This is a genomic window from Actinosynnema sp. NPDC050801, from assembly GCF_040673975.1.
Lineage (GTDB): Bacteria > Actinomycetota > Actinomycetes > Mycobacteriales > Pseudonocardiaceae > Actinosynnema.
In genome coordinates this window covers 1-17,108 of the sequence record NZ_JBFAQZ010000024.1, presented here as the reverse complement: position 1 = coordinate 17,108, position 17,108 = coordinate 1, and the positions used below count along the sequence as shown (strand labels likewise).

General features: G+C 74.2%; 16 protein-coding genes. 4 read left to right on the top strand and 12 right to left on the bottom strand.

The annotated features are described in order from the left end of the window. Positions 1 to 2: 2 nt before the first annotated feature. From AB0K14_RS34410 to AB0K14_RS34365, 10 genes are all read right to left on the bottom strand, one after another. A complete protein-coding gene (locus tag AB0K14_RS34410) occupies positions 3 to 1,238 on the bottom strand; it encodes a hypothetical protein (RefSeq protein WP_360458647.1) in 1,236 nt (411 codons plus the stop codon). Between the two features lie 375 nt (positions 1,239 to 1,613). After that, positions 1,614 to 2,867 (bottom strand): hypothetical protein, encoded by a 1,254-nt coding sequence (locus AB0K14_RS34405; protein WP_360458644.1) that lies wholly within the window; start codon positions 2,865 to 2,867, stop codon positions 1,614 to 1,616. Positions 2,868 to 2,904: 37 nt separating this feature from the next. Continuing rightward, positions 2,905 to 3,549, bottom strand: a complete 645-nt coding sequence (locus tag AB0K14_RS34400; protein ID WP_360458641.1) for a response regulator transcription factor — start codon at positions 3,547 to 3,549, stop codon at positions 2,905 to 2,907. After that, a complete protein-coding gene (locus tag AB0K14_RS34395; protein ID WP_360458638.1) occupies positions 3,537 to 4,772 on the bottom strand; it encodes a sensor domain-containing protein in 1,236 nt (411 codons plus the stop codon). Before AB0K14_RS34395 ends, AB0K14_RS34400 begins: the two co-directional genes overlap by 13 nt. A gap of 4 nt (positions 4,773 to 4,776) precedes the next feature. Continuing rightward, positions 4,777 to 7,257, bottom strand: coding sequence for an ABC transporter permease (locus AB0K14_RS34390; RefSeq protein ID WP_360458635.1), 2,481 nt, complete (start codon positions 7,255 to 7,257; stop codon positions 4,777 to 4,779). Next, positions 7,254 to 8,000 (bottom strand): ABC transporter ATP-binding protein, encoded by a 747-nt coding sequence (locus tag AB0K14_RS34385; RefSeq protein ID WP_360458632.1) that lies wholly within the window; start codon positions 7,998 to 8,000, stop codon positions 7,254 to 7,256. Before AB0K14_RS34385 ends, AB0K14_RS34390 begins: the two co-directional genes overlap by 4 nt. Positions 8,001 to 8,205: 205 nt before the next feature. Then, positions 8,206 to 8,850 (bottom strand): response regulator transcription factor, encoded by a 645-nt coding sequence (locus AB0K14_RS34380; RefSeq protein WP_360458629.1) that lies wholly within the window; start codon positions 8,848 to 8,850, stop codon positions 8,206 to 8,208. Then, positions 8,851 to 9,933, bottom strand: a complete 1,083-nt coding sequence (locus AB0K14_RS34375) for a sensor histidine kinase (protein WP_360458626.1) — start codon at positions 9,931 to 9,933, stop codon at positions 8,851 to 8,853. It abuts the gene before it with no gap. A 12-nt stretch (positions 9,934 to 9,945) separates the two neighbouring features. Then, complete coding sequence (locus AB0K14_RS34370) at positions 9,946 to 11,361, bottom strand: alpha/beta hydrolase (RefSeq protein WP_360458623.1); 1,416 nt, start codon at positions 11,359 to 11,361, stop codon at positions 9,946 to 9,948. A gap of 74 nt (positions 11,362 to 11,435) precedes the next feature. Next, a complete protein-coding gene (locus tag AB0K14_RS34365; RefSeq protein WP_360458620.1) occupies positions 11,436 to 12,062 on the bottom strand; it encodes a GTP cyclohydrolase II in 627 nt (208 codons plus the stop codon). Between the two features lie 90 nt (positions 12,063 to 12,152). Here AB0K14_RS34365 and AB0K14_RS34360 point away from each other — a divergent pair, with 90 nt between their 5' ends. From AB0K14_RS34360 to AB0K14_RS34345, 4 genes are read left to right on the top strand one after another with little or no spacing between them, the layout of a single operon-like run. Beyond that, complete coding sequence (locus tag AB0K14_RS34360) at positions 12,153 to 12,551, top strand: 6-carboxytetrahydropterin synthase (RefSeq protein ID WP_360458803.1); 399 nt, start codon at positions 12,153 to 12,155, stop codon at positions 12,549 to 12,551. Further along, positions 12,548 to 13,567 carry a glycosyltransferase family 4 protein gene (locus tag AB0K14_RS34355; protein WP_360458618.1) on the top strand — a complete coding sequence of 340 codons (1,020 nt, stop codon included), beginning with the start codon at positions 12,548 to 12,550 and terminating at the stop codon, positions 13,565 to 13,567. The genes AB0K14_RS34360 and AB0K14_RS34355 overlap by 4 nt, the downstream gene beginning before the upstream one ends. Beyond that, positions 13,564 to 14,340, top strand: coding sequence for a class I SAM-dependent methyltransferase (locus AB0K14_RS34350; protein ID WP_360458615.1), 777 nt, complete (start codon positions 13,564 to 13,566; stop codon positions 14,338 to 14,340). Before AB0K14_RS34355 ends, AB0K14_RS34350 begins: the two co-directional genes overlap by 4 nt. After that, a complete protein-coding gene (locus AB0K14_RS34345) occupies positions 14,337 to 15,281 on the top strand; it encodes a lysylphosphatidylglycerol synthase transmembrane domain-containing protein (RefSeq protein ID WP_360458612.1) in 945 nt (314 codons plus the stop codon). The genes AB0K14_RS34350 and AB0K14_RS34345 overlap by 4 nt, the downstream gene beginning before the upstream one ends. Here the strand turns inward: AB0K14_RS34345 and AB0K14_RS34340 are convergent. Both AB0K14_RS34340 and AB0K14_RS34335 read right to left on the bottom strand, forming a co-directional pair. Beyond that, positions 15,210 to 15,893 carry a creatininase family protein gene (locus AB0K14_RS34340; protein WP_360458609.1) on the bottom strand — a complete coding sequence of 228 codons (684 nt, stop codon included), beginning with the start codon at positions 15,891 to 15,893 and terminating at the stop codon, positions 15,210 to 15,212. The two genes, AB0K14_RS34345 and AB0K14_RS34340, sit on opposite strands and share 72 nt — an antisense overlap. Then, positions 15,880 to 16,857 (bottom strand): zinc-binding alcohol dehydrogenase, encoded by a 978-nt coding sequence (locus AB0K14_RS34335; protein WP_360458607.1) that lies wholly within the window; start codon positions 16,855 to 16,857, stop codon positions 15,880 to 15,882. Before AB0K14_RS34335 ends, AB0K14_RS34340 begins: the two co-directional genes overlap by 14 nt. Between the last annotated feature and the right edge of the window lie 251 nt (positions 16,858 to 17,108).

Below are 17,108 nucleotides of genomic sequence, written 5' to 3'. Positions count from 1 at the left end.
GATCACCGCGTGGCGGCTCCGAGGCGTTCCAGCGCGCTGCGGCGGACGGTGACGTCGTCCGGGTCGTCGCCGTAGACCAGCAGTTGCAGGGTGCTGAGCATGACCGGGTTGTCGGTGCGGGTGGTGTCGTGGCCGGAGGTGATGAGCACGCCGCCCGCGTTCAGGGCCGGGCGGACGTGGGCGAGCAGGTCGGCCAGCGGTGCGGCGGCGGTCAGCTTCACCGACTCGGCGTAGCCGTCGAGCGCGTCGGGGCGGACCGACTGCAGCGCGAGCAGCGGGATCGAGCCGCTGGTGATGCGGAAGTTCAGGTCGAGCATGACCAGCTGCCCGTCGAGCGTCTCGGCGCAGTCCAGGCTGCACAGGCCGCGGTAGCCGACGTCGGCGGCGCGTTGGGTGATCGCCAGGCACTCCGCCAGCAGGTCCGCGGGCGGCGGGCTGACCAGGCCGAACCGGCCGCCGACGTACACGCCGGTGTCGTCGACGCGCTGTTCGGTGACGGCGAGCAGGCGGGCGACGGCGTCCGGGCCGACGTAGAGCTGGACGCCCCAGTTGCGCGCCAGGTACAGGTACTCCTCGATCACGAACTCGCCGAGCAGGTCGGTGAACGCCGGGAACGCGACCGGTTCGCCCGCCTCGTGCAGGTAGACGTCGAGGCTGCCGCCGTGCGCGTCGTTCGTGGCGGCCTTGAGCACCCACGACTTCTCGGCCGGTGCGACTTCGGCGAGGTCGGCGCGCGTGACGACGCTGCGGCGGGCGTGGAAGCGCGGGGCGACGAACGTGCTGATGGTGGCCTTGTTGTTCAGGTAGCCGACGAGGTGGGCGGTCTTGACCACGCGTTCGTCGGGGCACAGCACGGTCGGGTGGGGGTACTCCATCGAGATCAGCAGGCCGTCGGCCATCGCCTCCGTGACGCGGGCGGCGAACCCGGCCTCGTTGCGGAAGTCGCGCAGGTCGTCGCCGACCGGCAGGCCGCCGTCGCGCAGCTGCGCCAGCAGCGCCGGGTCCGTGCCGCCCGCGCTGCAGATCACCGGCGTGTCGCCGGCGACCGCGATGGGGCGGGCGGACAGCGCGTCGACGGTGTTGCGGTGCAGGCTGTCCCCGGCGGCCGGACGTGCGCAGACGGCGATGCCGGGCCCGTACACGTCGGTGAGCGCGCGAGGTGCGCCGACGGCCGGCGGCAGCGGAGTGGAGATGCTGATGACGTGCTCCCGTGGGGGTGAGTGGGGACGGCCACGCACGCCACACGGTGGTGTGGACGTCGATGCCGTAAGAACCCGCTTGGTGCGGGGGTGAGAGCGGTGAAGCGTGCCGTGCGCGAAGCGTCCACCGCTGGCCCGGTCGATGGCCGGGAGCCGGATGCGTGAACCGTGGGCGACAAGCCCGGATGCGGGCTGTGTCCACTCAGAGTCTCACGCCGCCCCCACCTCACCCAAACGCGCGTGTCCTACGTTCGCGTCACGCGTGTCCTACGTTCAGAACACCCGAGTTGAACGCTCAGAACGCCCAGGGTGTTGGCGGCGGTATTCCGAGTGTTCAACTCGGGGTACGCGAACGTTGGACACGCGCGTTCTGGGAGTAGGACACGCGCGTTCTGGAGGTAGGACACGCGTGGGTTAGTGGGGGGTGAAGGTCAGGCAGAGGCGGAGGGGGTGTTCGTCCCAGGTGTTCATGGCGTACATGGCCAGGAGGCCGCCCGCTTCGATCGAGTCGGTGGTCGCGGGGGTGTCGTGGGTGGCCTGGCCCAGCCACATCGGGGTGCCGGGCGGCGGCGTCGGGGCCGTTCGGGCGGTCGAGACCGGTCGCCCCTCGCGCTCCTGGACGGCCAGCAGCACGTACGGCTCGGCCAGGTCCTCCGCGTGCGTGCCGGGCTCCACGGCGACGTACTCGCCCCGCTCCGCCGCCGCGCCGCTCACCCGGCCGATCCAGCGGAACGCCTCCAGCAGCGTGTCCGTGGTCAGCGCCTCGTGCGCCTCCAACCCGGTCACGCGCGTCAGCCCGGCCAACTCGCTGCCGATCCCGCCGTCCTCGCCGCGGTAGCGGTCCAGCAGCACGATCGTGGACGACGACTCGTCCAGCGCGACCAGGTCGCGGAACCGCCGGTCGGTCAACGGCGTTCGCGCGAGCGTGCCGAGACCCAGCTTCGCCAGCACGGCGTCCGGCTCGGTCATCCGCCAGAACGTGCACTCGCCGTCGACCCACAACGGCAGGTAACCGCCGACCGGCAGGCCGGGCACCACCGTCGTCAACGTCGACCCCACCGCGGGCACCGCACCGGCGGCCGAGGGCGAGAACGGCGGCAGCGCGGCGAAGCGCGGGTCCACGCGCGCCGTGCGCAGGACGTGGTGCGCCCACGCCCGCACGCGGGACAACGGGTGGTCGGGGAACTCCGGGTCGTACCGGGGGTCGTCGCCCTTGTGGAACGGCAGCCGCCCCTCCACCTCCGGCGCGTACGGGTGCGGCATGACCCAGCCGTCGAACCCGAGCTGCGCCGCCAGCACGGCCTCGCGCATCCCGGTCCGGCCCTGCTCCGCCGCCTGGAGCTTGAGCACGGCGCTGCTGTCGGCCTTCGGCACGGTGAACGAGCCGATGAACACCTGTCCCGACGGCTGGTCCGGCAGTGGCACCTTCACCACCTGGAACAACGCGGGCACGTCGCCGAGCCGCACGTGGTGCGCCTCGATCAGGCAGCCGACGTCGCCGGTGGTGACCGCCAGGTCGTGCCGCAGCTTCGGCATGTCGTCCAACGACGCGGGCAGGTCCGGCACCAGGTCGAAGTACGTGAGGCTGACCTGGTCGCCGTTGGCGGGGTTCACCCAGGTGGTCCGGTCGTGCTGCCGGAAGCCGGTCGTGTCGAATGCGATGGGCACCCCGCGAACCCTATTGGGTGACGCCCGTCCAGGCAGGTCACTGGTTCAGGTAGGCCAGGACGGCTTGGACGCGGCGGTGGGTGTTGTCGGCCGGCGGGAGGTCGAGCTTGGTCAGGATGTTGCCGATGTGCTTCTCCACCGACGGCGGCGCGAGGGTCAGCTCGGCGCAGATGGCCGAGTTGGACAGGCCCTGCGCCACCAGGGCGAGGACCTCGCGCTCCCGCGCGGTCAGGGTGGTGATCCGGTGGTCCCTGGTGTTGCGGGCGAACAGCTGGCGGATCACCTCCGGGTCCATCGCGGTGCCGCCGGCGGCCACGCGGTCCAGGGCGTCCAGGAACTCGTCCAACGCGGTCACGCGGTCCTTGAGCAGGTAGCCGATCGCGCCGTTGCCGTCGGCGAGCAGCTCCGTGGCGTAGGTCCGCTCGACGTACTGCGACAGGATCAGGATCGGCGCCTTCGGGTCCTTGCCGCGCACCGACAACGCCGCGCGCAGCCCCTCGTCCCGGAAACCCGGCGGCAGCCGGACGTCCACGATGGACAAGTCGGGCCGGTGGTCGAGCACGGCCCGCTCCAGGTCCGGCGCGTTGTCCACGGCCGCCACCACGGTGTGCCCGGTGTCGGTCAGCATGCGCACCAGACCGTCGCGCAGCAGCAGCAGGTCTTCGGCGATCACGATGCGCATGGGAGCTCCGCGAGGACGGTGGTGGGCCCACCCGGTGGACTGGTGACCTCCATCGTGCCGTCCAACGCCTCGACCCGACGCCGCAACCCGTCCAAACCGGAGCCGGACGGGTCCGCGCCGCCCCGCCCGTCGTCCCGCACGGCCACCGCCAGCACACCGCCCGACCGCCGCAGCGAGATCACGCACTCGTCCGCCGCCGCGTGCTTGACCGCGTTCGCCAACGCCTCCGCGACCACGAAGTACGCCGCCGACTCCACGGCGGGCGGCAGCTCGCCCAGCTCACCCGCCTCCACCACGACGCCGAGCGGCGCGTCGCCCGCCAACGCCGTCAACGCCGCCGCCAGGCCCCGGTCGGTGAGGATCGGGGGGTAGATGCCGCGCACCAGCCGTCGCAGCTCGGCGAGCGCGTCGTCCAGCTGCCGCCGCGCGGTCAGCACGTCGGCCCGCGCCGGGTCCTCCGCCAGGCCCGCGGACCGCAGCTTGCGGTCGGCCAGCGCCAGCGTCATGCCCGCCGCCACGATCCGGGCCTGCGCGCCGTCGTGCAGGTCCCGTTCGATCCGCTGGAGCTCGGCGGCCTGCGCGTCGACCACCCGCAGGCGGGTCTCGCGCAGCGCGCTGACCTGCCGGCGCAGCCGCGCCCGCGGCCCGGCCTCCAGCAGCCTCGCCCCGATCGACGCCTGCACCCGCGACACCGCGGCGACCAGCCACAGCACCGGCCGGAGCACCGCGAGCCCCGCGATCGAGAGGGTGAACCGGCCGCCGACGGTGTTGAACAGCCAGTCCGCCACCGGGTACAGGCGCGGGTTCGGCACGGACCACAACCACAGCGGCGCGAGAACTACGCCCGCCTCGGTCACCGCGGCGACCACGCCCACCACCCCGGTCACCAGGCAGACCGGGAACGACAGCAGCAGCCACGCCAGGTCGCGCCACGTCGCCGGCTCGCGCAGCACCGCGCGGCCGCGCATCCACGGGTTCGTCCCCGTCACCGGCTCGTACGGGTCGCCGATCACCCGGCCCAGCGCCCACCCGGCCCGCCACCGCTCCAGCCGCGCGATCCGCCTGCTCGCCCACGTCACCGCCAGGAACGCCGGCGGACCGAGGAAGGTGACCGACAGGACGCCGGTGGCCAGCGTGGTCAGCACCGCCCACAGGAACGACGCGGGCCCGATCAGCAGCCCTGCCAGCAGGTGGGCCAGCCCTCTGGCCGCTCGGGGAAACACCTGGTCAACCTAGCTGAGGCAGCGAACGGAGGCGGACCACCACGCGTGCGGGCACGGCGCCGGCGACCAGACCGAGCAGCCCGACGCCGGCCACCATCCCGAGGTACCGCAGCGGATCGGCGAACAGCCGCCACCGGCCGTCCTGGGCGACGCTGAACGCACCGACCACGACACCGCTGATCGCGCAACCGAGCACCAGCGCGACCACCACGGTGATCAACGCCTCGCGGTCGAGCAGCCGGTGCAGCTGCCGCGACGTCGCGCCGGCCAGCCGCAGCCCGGCGAACTCGCGCCGCCGCGCACCGGTGGCGATGGCGAACGTGTTGACCACCGCGATCGCGGTGAAGCCGAGCGACACGGCCACCATCAGCTCCCACGCCGCCTGCTGGTTGCGCACCTCGGCCGCGCCCGCCTCGGCGGGCGCCAGCGGGAAGCCGGCCAGGTCGGGCGCGCCACGCAGGTGGATCGCGCCGACCAGCCCGCGCGGGTCGTGCGCCGCCACCAGCCCGGCGTCCAGCACCAGATCGCCGAAACCGCGCCAGTGCGAGAACACCGCCACCACGGTCAACGTCACGCGCGTGCCGTCGGCCAGCCAGAACGTCGGCCGGTCGCCGACCTCCCAGCCCCGCTGCGCGGCCAGCGGACCGCTGACGGCGACCGAGTCTGCTGCCAACCGCGCCAGGTCGCCCGCCGTGACGCCGAGGTCCAGCGCCCGTTCGCCGGCCAGCCGCAACCCTTGCGCCGGGTAGTCCTCCGGCTTGCCCTCCTGGTCGACCACGACCTTCGTGCCCACGGTGAGGGCCGACCCGGTCACCGCCGGCAGCGCGACGACCCGCTCGGCGATGGCGAGCGGCAGGCCGGGCGCGTTCGTCGCGGCCACCTGGACGGTGGCCGGCGCGGTGCGCGCGGCCTGCTGGCCAGCGGTCACCTCGGCGGTGATGTCGCCGTTGACCAGCATGGTGGCGTTGATCGCGAACATCAGCGTCAACGGGATCGCGACGCCGACGACGCGGCGGCTCTCGGCCCGGGTCATCGCACCCGCGACCCGGCCGAGCACGCCGGTCGACCCGACCAGCCGCGACACGACCGCCGTCACACCCCCGACCAGGATCGGGCCCAGCGCGGCGGCGGCGCACAGCAGCAGCGCGCACGACACGAAACCCATCCCCATGCCGAGCGGCCCGCCCAACGGCACCAGGCCGAGCACCGCCACCGCACCCGCGGCCGGCACCGCCGCGCCCACGACCCGCGGCACCCGACTGCCCCGAGCGGCGGTGACCGTCTCCCGCAACGCCTGGGTCGGCGAGATCCGCACCGCCCGCCGTGCCGCCACCGACGTGGCCGAGCGCGTCACGAGCAGCCCCAGCACGGCCGCCGCGATCAGCACCACCGGGTCGACCGCCACCGCGAACTGCGCCGGCACCGCGCCCAGCTCGCGGAACCGACCGGCGACCACGTGCGCCACGACGACGCCGAAGGGCAGGGCGGGCACCGTGGCCACGACCGTGACCAGCGTGATCTCCGTGCCCAACAGGCGGCGGAGCTGACGGGGCGTCGCACCCGCCGTGCGCAGCAGGGCCAGTTCCCGCAGCCGTTGCCGGACCGCCAGCGACACCGTGCCGGTGAGCACGAACACCGCCGCGAAGCCGGTGATGCCCAGGACGAACCCGAAGATGGAGATGGCGCCGACGTAGTCCGGCACCGCGCCCGGCAGGTCGCCGTTCACCTTGTCCGCGCCGGTGTGCACCCGCGCGCTGTCGAGCGTGGCGAGTTCGTCGAGCGCGGCGACGACCTGGCGCCGATCCGCACCCGGCGCCAACCCGACCGCGATGGCGGTGGGGCCGGTCAGCCCGGAGAGGTCGGTGACCTGCCGGTCGGCCACGAACACCGCAGCCTGGCCCGGCACGCCGCCGGTCACCACACCCGCCACCCGGACCTCACGCGCACCGGTCTTGGTGGTCAGCCGCACGGCCTGCCCGACCGCCAGGCCGAGCTCCGCGCCCACCGCGACCTCGCCGGCCGCGGGCGCGACCCCGTCACGCAGGACGTACGGGGTCAACGACGCCGAGGACCAACCGTGCGCCACCACGGACGCGCGCTCCGGCGCACGCACCGGCGTGCCGTCGACGTCCAGCGCGACCGGGAACGCCACGTCCGCCACCGCCGTGCCGACCCCCGGTGTCGCCGCGACGACCCCGACCAGCTCGGCGGGCAACGCGCCGGCGCCGGTCAGCCGTTCGGTCTTGGTCTTCACCTTGACCTCGTCGCCCTTGTCCCGCGTGGTGGTCAGCTCGACCGAGCGGTCCGCCGCGACCACGAGGTCGACCGCGGCGAACCGGTCACCACCGGGACCGGCGGTGAGCACGGAGTGCAGCAGCAGCCCGCTGCCCGAGATCAACGCGACGGCCAGGAACGCGGTCAGGAAGGTGCCCGCGAACGCGCCCGGGCGTCGCCGCACGCTCGCCACCCCGAGCTTGAGCATCATCGGGTCAGCTCCGTCATCCGGGCCGCGACCCGCTCGGCCGTCGGCGCGACCAGGTCACCGGCGAGCCTGCCGTCGGCCAGGAACACCACGCGGTCCGCCCACGCCGCCGCGGCGGGGTCGTGCGTCACCATCACCACGGTCGCGGCGGAGGTGTCCACGAACCCGCGCAGCAACGCCAGCACCTCGCGCCCGGTGGACAGGTCGAGCGCGCCGGTCGGCTCGTCACCGAAGATCACCTCGGGGCGTCCGGCCAGCGCCCGCGCCAACGCCACCCGCTGCTGCTGCCCGCCGGACAGCTCACCGGGCCGCGACCGCTCCCGCCCGCCGAGCCCGACCCGCGCCAGCACCTCGCGCGCCCACGCCTTGTCCGGCCGCGTGCCCGCGAACCGCTGCGGCAGCAGCACGTTGTCCCACACCGACAGGGCGTCCACGAGGTTGAACGACTGGAACACGAACCCGACGTGCCGACGCCGCACGGCGGTCAGCTTCGGCTCGCGCAGCGCGCCGACGTCCTGCCCGGCCAGCACCACCCGCCCGCCGGTCGGCAGGTCCAACCCCGCCGCGCAGTGCAGCAGCGTCGACTTGCCCGACCCGGACGGCCCCATGACCGCCGTGAACGACCCGCGGGCGAACCCGACCGTCACGCCGTCCAGCGCCCGCACGCGCCCCGAGTACACCTTCGTCACGTCGGTCAACGAGACGACATCCGCCGCCGCGACCCGTGAACCCCGCACCAGAACCATGCCGAGGACTCTTCCGCCCGGCCGCGCCCGGACCCACCGTGCGGGCTTTGATCTCCGGGGTATGGCTGTCCCTACCGCTCGCCCCGCCTCGCCTCGCCCGTGCCGCCCCGCCCGTGCCGGACCGCCCCGCTGTGCCGAACCGCCCCGCCGTGCCGAACCGCCCGCCCGTGCCGAACCGCCCGCCCGTGCCCGACCGTCCGACCCCCTATCGCGCGAGGCCGTGCTCGTAGGCGTAGATCACCGCGTGCACGCGGGTGCGCAGGCCCAGCTTGGCGAGGATGCGGGCCACGTGCGTCTTCACCGTGCCCTCCTCGATGGTCAGGGCGGCGGCGATCTCGCCGTTGCTCAGGCCGCGCACGACGTGGGCCAGCACCTCGTGCTCACGCGGCGTGAGCCGGTCGAGCGGGCGGGGCGCGGGGCGGGGTGACAGCTGCGCGAAGCGGGCGATGAGCCGCCCGGTGACCTTCGGGTCGATCAGGCCCCGACCCTCGTGCAGGCCGCGCACCGCGTCCAGGAGCAGGGCCGGGTCGCTGTCCTTGAGGAGGAAACCTGCGGCGCCCGCGGCCAGCGCGCCGAACAGGTACTCGTCCAGGTCGAACGTGGTCAGCGCGAGGATCTTGGGCGCGGGCTCGGTGGCGGTGAGGCGGGTGATCGCGGCGATGCCGTCACCGTGCGGCATCCGCAGGTCCATCACGACGACGTCGGGCCGGCGGGCCAGTGCCAGGTGGACGGCGTCCGCGCCGTTGGCCGCCTCCGCGACCACCTCGATGTCCGGTTCGCCGTCGAGGACCATCCGCAGCGCTTCCCGCACCGGTTCCTGGTCGTCGGCGACGAGCACCCGAATCGCCACTCACCCCGTCCTCTCCGTCGGCAGTTCGGCCAGTACCCGCCACCCGTGCGGCGGTCTCGGCCCGATCGCGAGGGTGCCGCCGACCAGCCGCACCCGTTCCCTCATGCCCCGGATGCCCTGCCCCTCCAGGTGCGGCGGGGCCACGGCTCGCCCGTTGTCGACGACCGCGACGACCAGCCGGTCCCGCTCCCGGCGCAGCGCGACGTCCACCTCGGTGGCGGTCGAGTGCCGGGCGGCGTTGGTCAACGCCTCCTGCACCACCCGGTACGCGGTGTGGTCGACGGCGGGCGGCAGCGGTGCGGGCAGGCCGGACCGCCGCACCGTGATGCGGCGGTCCGGGGCGGAGAGCCGCCCGGCCAGGTGGTCGAGCTCCGCCAATCCGAGGCCGGAGGGGGCGTCCTGCAACGTGCCCAGCAGCTCGCGCACCTCGTCCAGCGCGGACGACGACAGCTCGGCGATCGTGCCCAACGCGCGGTCGGCGAGCGGTGGGGCGCCGTCCAGCGCGCGCCGGGTGGCGGTGGCCTGCATCCGGATCGCGGTGAGGTGGTGGCCGACGCTGTCGTGCACCTCGCGGGCGAGCTGCGCCCGCTCCTCGGCCAGCACCCGGTCCGCGTCCGCGCGGTGCAGCCGCAGCGTCTGGTCCGCCCGTTCCCGGTGCAGCCGCAACGCGTAGCCGGTCGCCACCGGCGCGACGCCCATGACGAGCAGGTCGGTGACCGTGAAGACCTGGACCGGGCTGCCCGCGATCACGGCGCTGACCAGCACCCAGCCACCGCACACCGCCAGCACCAGCCCCGGACCGCGGTCGCGGTGGTAGACGGCCGCGCAGAACGCGCCCATCGTCACCAGCATCCCCGGCCACGTGGGCAGGAAACCCAGGCCACCGAGCCCCACCACCGCGGACAGCACCGCCGCCGTCAACGGCAGCACGCGCCGCAGCAGCAGCGGCAGGCTGACGCACAGGCTGGTCGCGCACAGGACCGGCAGCGGTTGCGGCGCGTGCCCCCGTCCCTCCCAGATCGACAGGAGCACCAGCAGCGCCGTGACGCCCACGACGAGCAGGCCTTCCCGGGCGTATCGCATGACCACCATCGTCTACGCGGCGCCGCAGGCCGTGCCCTCGGGTGGCAGCGCACCGGTGGTGAGGTAGCGGTGGACGTGCTCCCGGACGCACGGGTGGCCGCTGAGGTAGAGCGCGTGACCGCCCTTCACCGGCAGGTAGCGGGCGTGGCCGAGCTGTGCCGCGACGCGTCGCGCGTCCCGCGGTGGGGTCGTGCCGTCGTACTCGCCACTGGCCACCAGCACGGGCGGGAGGTCCCGGACGTGCAGGCGTCGCGGCGGGTAGGTCCCGGTGCCGGGCAGCCCGGCGCAGTGGTAGGCCATCGGCCAGGTCGCGACCCACCCGATGTGGGGCGTGATCGCGCGCAGCTCGGCCTCCCACGACTTGAGCACCCGGTGGTCGGACGGGTAGGGGAAGTCGGCGCAGAACATGATCCGGGACAGGTCGGGGTCGCGGCCGCCGACCGGCTGCTCGGCGAACCGGGTGGCGTCGCCCGCGTGCGCCTCGGCGACGGACCGGGCCAGCTCCGGCCACTCCTGCTCGAACGCGGGATTCGTGCGCGACACGATCCGGGAGGCGTTGACGGTCGTGCCGGCGCCGGGCGCGGGGATCGGTTCGCGCGCGGCCCGGGCGAGCACTTCGTCCCAGACGGCGAGCACGTCACGGCCGTGCAGCGCGCACGTCGGCTCGCCGGCGCACCACTCGGCGAACCGCACCATGTTGCGCTCCATGGTCTGCGCGCGGGGCACGAGCCAGTCGGTCCAGGAGCGGGTGGTGTGGTCCAGCACGCTGTCCAGGTACATCCGGCCGATCCGGTGGGGGAAGTGCCGCGCGTAGGCCTGGGCGAAGACCGTGCCGTAGGAGTTGCCGTAGTAGTGGAGCCTCGCCTGGCCCAGCGCCGCCCGGATCGCGTCCATGTCCCGGGCCACCTGCCCGGAGTCGAGGTGGCCCGCCAGCGGCCCGGCCGCCCGGCCGCAGTCGACCCCGAACCGGTGGTTCGCCGCGCGGTACCGCTCGTAGGTGTCCTGGTCCGGCGAGGCCCACTCCAGGTTCTCCGGCAACGGTGCCGGGTAGGGGCACTCGATCCCCGTGCTGGCCTCGAACCCGCGCGGGTCGGAGACCACGACGTCGAACCACTGCGTCAGGTCGGTGAACGCGCTCTTGGCGATGCGCAGCACCGAGATCTGCTGCGCCGGCCCGCCCAGGTTGACCAGCAGCACGCCCTTCTTCGTGGCCTGGTCGCGCGCGGGCAGCCGGGCCAGGCCGAGTTCGACGCGCGGGCCGCCCGGGTCGCCCCAGTCCGCAGGCACGGTGATCGCACCGCAGTGCAACCCGTCGCCGCAGTCCACCCACGACAGCGCGCCACCGGTGGCCTGTGCGGCGCCCGGCGCGACGATGAGCGCGGCGAGCAGGGATACCGCCCCCACCGCGCCGGTGATCGTTTTCCTCATCGGCCCAGCGTGCTCGCCCGGCGCATGGCCGCGCGTCCCTCTTCGGACAGATCTTCCCGGGAACGTCGCCGGGCCTACCGCGCCGTCGGGTACTCCGAGACCTGCGGCAGGTCGTGGCCCAGCCGGTCGCGTTTCGCGGTCAGGTAGCCGATGTTGTGCGGGTTGGGCCGAACCAGGTGCGGCACGCGGGCCACCGCGATGCCGTTGTCCTCCAACGCCCGGATCTTGTCCGGGTTGTTGGACATCAACCGCACCGAACCGACGCGCAGGTGTCTCAGGACCCGCGCGGCCGGCGTGTAGTCCCGGACGTCGACCGGGAGGCCGAGTGTGGTCGCGGAGTCGAGCGTGTCCATGCCCTGCTCGTCCTGGAGCACGTGCGTGCGCACCTTGGCCACCAGCCCGATGCCGCGCCCCTCGTGGCCGCGCAGGTAGACCAGCACGCCGCTGCCCTCGGCGACGATCCGGTCCAGGGCCGCCTCCAGCTGGTCGCCGCACTCGCAGCGCATCGCGCCGAATATGTCACCGGTCATGCACTCGGAGTGCACGCGCACGAGCACGTTGTCGCGCAACGCCGTCCGCCCGTAGACGAGCGCCATGTGCTCGTGCCCGTCGGCCCGGAACGCGACCGCGCGGAACGTGCCGCGGCGCGTGACCAGATCGGACTCCGCGACGTCCTGCTCGTTGAAGGCTTCGTGCTGCATCCGGCTCCCCTGTCACCCCGACACCGGCCGGGCGCTTCACTACGCTCGACCGGACCTGCACCGTAACTCGCGCACTCGCCGGAGGTCACCCTGTTCAGCATCACCGTTCGCGACCACGTGATGGTCGCCCACAGCTTCCGCGGCGACGTCTTCGGCCCGGCGCAACGCCTGCACGGGGCAACGTTCGTGGTGGACGCGAGGTTCAAACGGGACGATCTCGACGCCGACAACATCGTGGTCGACATCGGACTGGCGACCGAGCGGCTACGCGCCGTGCTCGGCGAGCTCAACTACCGCAACCTCGACGACGAGCCCGCGTTCGCCGGGATCAACACCTCGACCGAGTTCCTGGCCAAGCACATCGCGGACCGGCTCGCGGACGATGTGCACGCGGGCGAGCTCGGCGAAGGCGCCCGGGGCCTGACCGCGATCGAGGTCACGCTGCACGAGTCGCACGTCGCCTGGGCGAGCTACGAACGACCGCTGTGACCCTCCACTTCGTCCTGCCGGGCGGCGTGGACGACCCGACCTCGCCCAGCGGCGGCAACGTCTACGACCGCCGGGCGGTCGAAGGCCTGCGCGCGCTGGGCGGACAGGTGCGCGAGATCGCCGTGCCCGGCGCGTGGCCGCAACCGGGGGAGGGCGCCCGGCGGGAGTTGGGCCGGGCGCTGGCCGGGATCGGCGACGGCGCGGTCGTGCTGCTCGACGGGCTGGTGGCGTGCGGTGTGCCGGAGGTCGTCGTGCCGCACGCCCGCCGGCTGCGCCTGGTGGTCCTGGTGCACCTGCCGCTGGCCGACGAGACGGGCCTGGCACCCGCCGACGCGGCCAGGCTGGACGCCGCCGAACGGGAGTGCCTGCGCGCCGCGAGCGCCGTCGTGGCCACGAGCCCGGCCGCGGCACGGCGGCTGGCCGAGCACCACGGGCTGGCCGCGGTCCACGTGGTCACGCCCGGCACCGACCCCGCGCCGCCCGCCACCGGCACGGACGGCGCGTCGCGGCTGCTGTGCGTCGCCTCGGTGACCCCGCGCAAGGGCCACGACGTGCTGGTGGAGGCACTGGCGGAGGTCGCGGACCTGCCGTGGACGTGCGCGTTCGTCGGGCCGGTGCGGTGGCCGGTCGGCGAGCTGGTCGACCGGCACGGGCTCGGCGACCGGATCGAGCTGACCGGCCCCCTCGGCGGTGAGGCGCTGGCGCGCGCGTACGCGACGGCCGACCTGTTCGTGCTGCCGTCGCGGGCCGAGACGTACGGCATGGTCGTGACCGAGGCGTTGGCCCGCGGTGTGCCGGTGCTGGCCAGTTCCGTGCCGGACGCCCTCGGCACGGGCGGCCTGCTCCTGCCGGCGGGTGACGTGCCGGCGTTGGCGCGGGCGCTGCGGCGCTGGTTCACCGACGGGCAGTGGCGCCGTGAGCTGCGCGGCCGTGCGCTGGCACGCCGTCGTGAGCTGTCCACATGGGACGAAACAGCGGCCCGGTTGGCGGAGGTGCCGGCTAGTCTGCGGCCATGAGCACCTTCGCACCGGAATGGCTGTCACTGCGCGAGAGGGCCGACGCGGAGGCCCGCGCGCTCGACCTGGTCGACCGGCTCGACAAGATCGATCTGAACCGGACACCCCTCGTGGTGCGTGATCTCGGGTGTGGAACGGGATCGTTGGGACGATGGCTCTCCGGGCGGCTGGGCGGTCCGCAGCACTGGGTGCTGCACGACCGCGACCCCCGGTTGCTCAGCATCGCGGCGGCGACCATGAGCGGCGTGACGATCGAGACGCACGAGAGCGACGTCACCGCGCTCACCGCCGCCGACCTCGCCGGCACGTCGCTGGTCACCGCGTCGGCGCTGCTCGACCTGTTGACCCGGGACGAGCTGGACGACGTGGCCGGGGCGTGCGTCGAGGCGGGCTGCCCGGTGCTGTTCACGCTGTCCGTGGCGGGTCGGGTGGAGTTCGACCCGGCCGAGCCGCGGGACGCCGAGTTCGAGGCCGCCTTCAACGCGCACCAGCGGCGGGTGGTCGACGGGCGTCGGCTGCTCGGCCCGGACGCCGTGGAGGTCGCGGTGGAGGCGTTCGCCCGGCGGGGCGCCGAGGTGACCACGAGCCCGAGCCCGTGGCGGCTGGGCCCGGACCAGGCCGCGTTGGCGGGGGAGTGGCTGCGCGGGTGGGTGGGCGCGGCGGTGGAGCAGGAACCCCGCCTGGCCGCCGAAGCACCCGGCTACCTGCGGCGCAAGCTCGACCACGGGCCGCGGGTCGTGGTGCACCACACCGACCTGCTGGCGGTGCCGTGACGCGGCGGTGGTGGCCCTGGCTGAGGCTGGTCGGCGCGGTCGCGATCCTGGGCGCGCTGGGGTGGCGGTTGGGCGCCGACGCGTTCGTGGCCGGGCTGCGCGCCGTCGACGGGTGGTCGGTCGCCGCCGCGGTCGGCATCGGGCTGCTGACCACCCTGGCCTGCGCACGGCGGTGGTGCCTGATCGCGCGTCGCCTCGGTCTGCCGCTCACCCTGGGCGCGGCCGTGTCGACCTACTACCGGGCGCTGCTGCTCAACGCCGTGCTGCCCGCGGGCGTGCTCGGGGACGTGCACCGGGCGGTGAGCCACGGTCGGCGGGCCGGTGACGTCGGGCGCGGTGTGCGGGCGGTGGTGTTCGAGCGGGTCGCGGGGCAGGTGGTGCTGGTCGCGCTCGGTGTCGTGGTGCTGTCGGCCGGCTCCTCGTCGGTCGAGGTCCCGGGCGTGCTCGGCGTGGCGCTGGTGGCGCTGGTGGTCGTGGTGGCGGTGGTCGCCGGCCGTTCGGCGAAGGTGCGCCGGGCGTTGCGCACGACGTGGGCGGACGCCCGCACGGGCCTGGTGAACCGCGAGGTCCTGCCGGAGGTCGTCCTGCTGTCGGCGGTCGCGTTGGCCGGGCACGTGGCGCTGTTCGTGGTCGCGGCCGGGGCAGCGGGTGTCGAGGCGCCGATCGGCGGGCTCGTCCCGTTGGCCGTGCTGGCGCTGCTGGTGATGGCCGTGCCGGTGAACGTCGGCGGCTTCGGGCCGCGCGAGGCGTTCCTGGCGGTGGCGTTCGGCACGGCCGGTCTCGGCGCCGCCCAAGGGCTCACGACGGGGGTCGTCTACGGCGTGTTGGCGCTGATCGGCAGCCTGCCCGGGGTGCTCACCCTGTTCCGCTCAGAACACCGCCAGGTACGGCCCGAACGACTCGACCAGCGCGGCCAGCACGTCCCGGCCCTTGTCGGCTGACGCCAGCGACGGCCGTCCCACCACGCCCGAGGACGTGTACGGCGCGAGCCCGAGGGTGAGCATGTGCGGCCGGTCGTCGGCCAGGTGGTCGCTCGTGTCGTAACCGCGCTTCACCAGCTCCGGGTGGGCGTGCAGGAGGATCGACGTCTCCAGCTCGCCCGCGTGCATGTCGCTGCGGGACGAGGTCTCGATGCCGGCCGCGTCGCGTGCCGCGGCCCAGTCGCCGCCGCCGGGGAACAACGCCATCCCCTCGGCCTCCTGCACGACGTTGGCCAGCACGTAGTTGCCGCCGTGCCCGCTGACCAGCACCAGGTTCGGCACGCCCGACCGGCGCAACGAGTCCGCGACGTCCCGCACCACCGAGTACAGGGTGCGCGCCGAGATGCTCACCGTGCCCGGCCAGGCGGCGTGCTCCTGCGAGCACGAGATCGTGATCGGCGGCAGCAGCTGGACCGGGTGCGCGTCGGCGATCGCCCGCGCGATCGTGCAGGCCACGACCGTGTCCGTGGCCAGTGGCAGGTAGGGGCCGTGCTGCTCGTGGCTGCCGACGGGCAGCACCGCCACGGTCGCCGCACGCGCCCGCACGTCCTCTGTGGTGTCAGGCAGGTACATGCCCGGCACCGTAGCCAACGCGGTGGCACAGGGCCGGTAGCGCGCCGCTCGCCAGCGCCGGCAGCACGGACGGCAGGTCGTCGAACGGGCTCTCGCCCGTGATCAGCGCGTCGAACGCGGGGTCGGCGAGCAGGTCGAGCGCGAGGGCCATCCGCTCGGCGTAGGTGCGGTCGGGCCGGGCGAGGACGCCGACCTGGCTGCCGATCAGCCGCAGCCGGCGGGAGTGGAAGAACTCGCCGAGCGGCAGCGCGACCCGGCGGTCGCCGTACCAGCTCAGCTCCACCACCCGGCCTTCCGCCGCGAGCAGCGCCAACGACCTGGTCAGCCCCGCCTCGGTCGCGCTCGCGTGCACGACCAGGTCGCGGTCGCCCTCCGCGTCCTCGGGTGAGGCGAACTCCACGCCGAGCGCGGCGGCCACCGACGCGCGGCCGGGGTCGGCGTCGACCAGTTGCAGCCGCACGCCGGGGAACCGGGCCAGCACGGCGGCTACGGCGCACCCCACCATCCCGCCGCCGACGACCGCGATCCGGTCGCCCACCAACGGCTTGGCGTCCCACAGCGCGTTGACCGCCGTCTCCACCGTCCCGGCCAGCACGGCCCGCGCGGCGGGCACCCGGTCCGGCACGGGCGTCACCGCGTCGGCGGGCACCACGTAGTGCGTCTGGTGCGGGTACAGGCAGAACACCGTGCGGCCGAGCAGCGGACCGCGCTCCACCACACCGACGTTGAGGTAGCCGTACTTGACCGGCCACGGGAAGTCACCCTCCTGGAACGGCGCGCGCATCACCTCGCGCTGGCTCTCCGGCACGCCACCGCGCAGGACCAGGCTCTCCGTGCCCCGGCTGACGCCCGAGTAGAGCGTCCGCACCAGCACGTCGCCGGGCCCGGGCTCGGCCAGTTCGACCTCCCGGATCTCACTTTTTCCCGCCGAGGTGAACCACAGGGCCCTCGCGAAGCGTGTCATGTGTACAACCTCCGAACCGGCACGAGGGGCAAGATGACCACACTCCAGCACACCCCCGCGCTCACCGCGCGCATGGTCGCAACCGACCTGCCCCCGTCCCGCGAGGTCGCGTCGGTCGTTCTGCCCCCGTCCCGCGAGGTCGCGTCGGTCGTTCGCGCCTCATTCCCCGGCGATCACGCTTTTCGATCGTCGGGGCTGGGCCACCGGCACCAGCCTGCGCTCGCGCACCAGCCGGTTGAGCAGCTGCGTGT

Excerpts from the sequence above, each read along its gene's own strand:
- AB0K14_RS34400 (WP_360458641.1), bottom strand. The coding sequence starts at position 3,549 with ATGCGCATCGTGATCGCCGAAGACCTGCTGCTGCTGCGCGACGGTCTG.
- AB0K14_RS34390 (WP_360458635.1), bottom strand. The coding sequence starts at position 7,257 with ATGATGCTCAAGCTCGGGGTGGCGAGCGTGCGGCGACGCCCGGGCGCG.
- AB0K14_RS34385 (WP_360458632.1), bottom strand. The coding sequence starts at position 8,000 with ATGGTTCTGGTGCGGGGTTCACGGGTCGCGGCGGCGGATGTCGTCTCG.
- AB0K14_RS34375 (WP_360458626.1), bottom strand. The coding sequence starts at position 9,933 with ATGCGATACGCCCGGGAAGGCCTGCTCGTCGTGGGCGTCACGGCGCTG.
- AB0K14_RS34370 (WP_360458623.1), bottom strand. The coding sequence starts at position 11,361 with ATGAGGAAAACGATCACCGGCGCGGTGGGGGCGGTATCCCTGCTCGCC.
- AB0K14_RS34365 (WP_360458620.1), bottom strand. The coding sequence starts at position 12,062 with ATGCAGCACGAAGCCTTCAACGAGCAGGACGTCGCGGAGTCCGATCTG.
- AB0K14_RS34350 (WP_360458615.1), top strand. The coding sequence starts at position 13,564 with ATGAGCACCTTCGCACCGGAATGGCTGTCACTGCGCGAGAGGGCCGAC.
- AB0K14_RS34340 (WP_360458609.1), bottom strand. The coding sequence starts at position 15,893 with ATGTACCTGCCTGACACCACAGAGGACGTGCGGGCGCGTGCGGCGACC.
- AB0K14_RS34335 (WP_360458607.1), bottom strand. The coding sequence starts at position 16,857 with ATGACACGCTTCGCGAGGGCCCTGTGGTTCACCTCGGCGGGAAAAAGT.